At 35.1% G+C, this 3,311-nt stretch carries 4 protein-coding genes; 1 reads left to right on the top strand and 3 read right to left on the bottom strand.

Annotation, left to right across the window (positions count from 1 at the left end; translation table 11 throughout):
- Window positions 1–151 precede the first annotated feature (151 nt).
- The gene (locus FGK85_RS14810; RefSeq protein WP_138207902.1) at window positions 152–817 is read left to right on the top strand and encodes a hypothetical protein; all 666 of its coding nucleotides are present in this window, start codon (window positions 152–154) and stop codon (window positions 815–817) included.
- 86 nt (window positions 818–903) lie between these two features.
- On the opposite strand, the gene FGK85_RS14805 is transcribed toward FGK85_RS14810, so the two are convergent.
- The 3 genes from FGK85_RS14805 to FGK85_RS14795 are packed head-to-tail and all read right to left on the bottom strand — an operon-like array spanning window position 904 to window position 3,149.
- Window positions 904–1,443: a hypothetical protein gene (locus tag FGK85_RS14805; RefSeq protein WP_138207900.1), complete on the bottom strand. Its 540-nt coding sequence runs from the start codon at window positions 1,441–1,443 to the stop codon at window positions 904–906.
- A gap of 1 nt (window position 1,444) precedes the next feature.
- Window positions 1,445–2,203, bottom strand: a complete 759-nt coding sequence (locus FGK85_RS14800) for an ABC transporter permease (protein ID WP_171011454.1) — start codon at window positions 2,201–2,203, stop codon at window positions 1,445–1,447.
- 4 nt (window positions 2,204–2,207) lie between these two features.
- On the bottom strand, window positions 2,208–3,149 hold the full coding sequence (locus tag FGK85_RS14795) for an ABC transporter ATP-binding protein (protein ID WP_138207896.1): 942 nt from the start codon (window positions 3,147–3,149) through the stop codon (window positions 2,208–2,210).
- Window positions 3,150–3,311 lie beyond the last annotated feature (162 nt).

The following is a 3,311-nucleotide window of genomic DNA, read 5'->3' as shown; positions in this document are numbered from 1 at the left end:
CTTAACTGCCTGGACTTTATAATCCTGGTCATAACGTTTTTGTGCCATGATAAGCACCTCCTTATTCTCTTAATTATATTTTGAATTATACGAGAATAAGGTGTCAACTTTATTTATACAACATCATCTGGTAAATCGTTTGGAATATATCATGAATGAGCATAAAATAAATAACCCTCGCTCCAAAGCATTATTACTGGACTACAAGGCAGAGCTTTTCTATCTAAGAAAAGACTATGCCAATGCTTTAAAACGCAGAAAAAAAGCACTGGATATGATTACTCCAATGCTTACGGATGATGCAGATATTCAGTTAGTCAGTCTTGCATCTAATTTACACAATAATATAGCAAACTGCTATCTTGCAAACAAAGACCTAATAAATGCAACTGCTGAAATGGAAAAAGCTCTCACAATCCGAAAAGAATATGCATCCCTTGGAACAATGGAGAATCATGATGTATTACAGCAGATGGGTAATCTTGTAAGTTTACTGATACAAGCCAAAGACTACGATCATGCTACCGCCCTTCTGGATTTCTATGAACAGACTGTTATGGAGTATGAAGGAAATGATACCTTTGACTATGGCTACTGTCAGTTCCAGCGAGGACTGCTTACACTTTCAACTGGAAAGGCAACCATTGCTGAGAAGCATCTGCTCCTTGCAGAATCCATCTTTACCAATACGGTAGGTGTGAACCATGAATACACCAGAGGAACATATGCCTATCTTAATTTACTCTATCAGAAATGGAGAAAGCCAGAGTTGGCAGAAAAATATAAACAAAACTATTTAAATTCATGCAAGCAGTAATGTATCCTTTTTGATCAATAGGGCAGAAACATACTATTCCATTCTGCCCTACAATATCAAAAAAGCTAATAATTGCAATGTAGATTTCAGTGTTTCTTTCTCCTAAATAGAATGATACATCCAAGCATCACAATCGGTACCACTCCAGCAACAACCATGACAACACCTTTGTTCATGGATGAATTTTCTATCATATGAACAGCCAGCGTATTACTCGAATATACCTGATCTGAACCATATTCGATTGCACTGATATTAAACTTGAAATCCCCAACGTATGTGATTTTAACCGGAATAGTAAATGACATTTGCTCTCCTGCACCAATTGAACTGATTTCCCTTGTCTGGTAGGCTTCCTGACCAAATTCATCAACTGGATATGTCTGTCCTCGTCCTTTATCTAAGATCATAAGATAACAGGCTATGTTATCAATCGCATGGTCAGTGTTATTGGTAACAGTAAATTCAATATTATCTTCACATACTGGTTTACTTTCAATGCTAGCCGGTGATGTAATTTCAATGCTCAAATCCGATATGCTTTGCTCTGTATTTGCGGCAAACACACTGCTTGAATTCATAAAAAGCATCAAAGAAGCCGCAAGAAATGCTACTATTTTCTTCATTTTATTTTTCTCCCTTCAATGCCACTTTTTTACTGGTCCAAATCATAAATCCAACTCCAATTACCATAAAGACTACGATTGGAATAATATTATTCATTTGTGACAGGAATGATCTTCGATCCATCAGAATTGCACTCATCATGTTAAAACATCCCGCCATTGGATCAAATTTTAATAAAAATGTTCCAATAGGTGAAAGTTTAAATAATCCCTGCACAAATGCTGGAAATGTTAATATAATCATCATTAGCACTGATGCAAGTATAGATGCCTTGGAATTACCAACGATAATAGATAACCCAATTGCTATGGATGTGAATGCGATTAACAGCATAAGTCCACACAGTAATAAAATCATTGTGGCATCCAGTACCAGTCCCGAACCAAGTCCAATTGCAATTAGATATGGTATGGAGATAACAAGTAATAAGACTCCAACAACCATGACTCCCAAGAACTTGCCAAAGGTCAGATTCCATTTGGATATTGGTGTCAACAAGAGACTTTCTAATGTATTTTCTTCTCTCTCGGATGCAAATGCAGATGCTCCAAGAACCATTGAGATTGTCAAGGTTAAAAACAACTCTGCTTTGATTGCATAACCTAAAATATCACTTTGAGCTAGTACTGCACCTTCCTTGATATTGGTTACAAGAAAACATAATGCGGACAGCACGATTGTTGCAGCAAACATCATCCAGATACCTTTGTTCTCATATAAGCTCTCTTTAAATTCTTTTTTTACAATATATTTATTCAATGTTCTATGCCTCCTTTTCAGTTGCACGGAAAAAGATATCTTCCATACTAAGCGTTTTCACTGACATTTCTTTCATATCCATGCCTGACTCATATAATTTGTGAATCATTTTCTGCTTTACATTGCTGATTTTCTCTTCTGATAAATCCTTTACAAATTTCACTTCAAGTTTCTCATTACATCGATCAATCTGTCTTATTTCTTCTATCTCAGATAATACATCAATGGCTTTTTCATTATCATCTGTCTCAATCAAAAGTGTATAGTGCGTCAGATATTTTTTCTGTAACTCCTGAATACTTCCCTGTTCAACTAAAACACCATTTTGAATAATACAGACCTTATTGCACATGACTTCAATGTCCTTTAACATATGGGAAGTAATGAAAATCGTAATTTTTTCATTCTTATTGATGTCAGATAACAACTGTTGAATTTCTTTTTGCCCTCTTGGATCAAGCCCCAATGTAGGCTCATCAAGAAAGATGATTTCTGGTTTATTGATGAGCGCCTTTGCAATACCAAGACGTTGTTTCATTCCTCTGGAAAACTGTCCTACAATGACATCTCTTTTCTCATATAATCCAACACGCTGTAATAGGTAATCGATATATTGATCATCTACATTCTGATTATGAAACAACGAATTAAAATACTGAAGATATTCTTTTGCTGTCATCCAGTAATAGTAACCATGAGACTCCGGAACAACTCCTACCATATTTTTTATCTCTGTCTGATTCTCTCTGATGTCTATACCATTTACCAAGATTTCTCCACTCGTCGGTTCTAACAACCCATCAAGCATACGAATCGTTGTTGTCTTACCAGCTCCATTTGGTCCTAAGAAGCCAAACACATCACCCTTTTCAATTTTTAAATTCAGATTTGTAACTGCCTGAAATCCATTTTTGTAGATTTTCGTTACATTTTTTGTTTCAATCATTTTTTTATTCCTTTCTTGATTCTCTTAATCGTTTCGTAAGCGTCAAAGTTTTAGCACCTTTAATAATTCCAAGAATAGTATTAAAATATCCTAGTAAGGCAAGAATATGCTTTACTAGGATTAATTTATTTTTTATCTTTAATTTTCATATTTTCAGGAATC

Source organism: Haloimpatiens lingqiaonensis (genome assembly GCF_901447495.1).
GTDB lineage: Bacteria > Bacillota > Clostridia > Clostridiales > Clostridiaceae > Haloimpatiens > Haloimpatiens lingqiaonensis.
Note: the sequence above shows the minus strand (reverse complement) of the source record. Positions and strands in the feature narration are given on the sequence as shown.

Coding starts and splice junctions, on each gene's coding strand:
- FGK85_RS14795 (WP_138207896.1), bottom strand. CDS start 3,149: ATGATTGAAACAAAAAATGTAACGAAAATCTACAAAAATGGATTTCAG.
- FGK85_RS14805 (WP_138207900.1), bottom strand. CDS start 1,443: ATGAAGAAAATAGTAGCATTTCTTGCGGCTTCTTTGATGCTTTTTATG.
- FGK85_RS14810 (WP_138207902.1), top strand. CDS start 152: ATGAATGAGCATAAAATAAATAACCCTCGCTCCAAAGCATTATTACTG.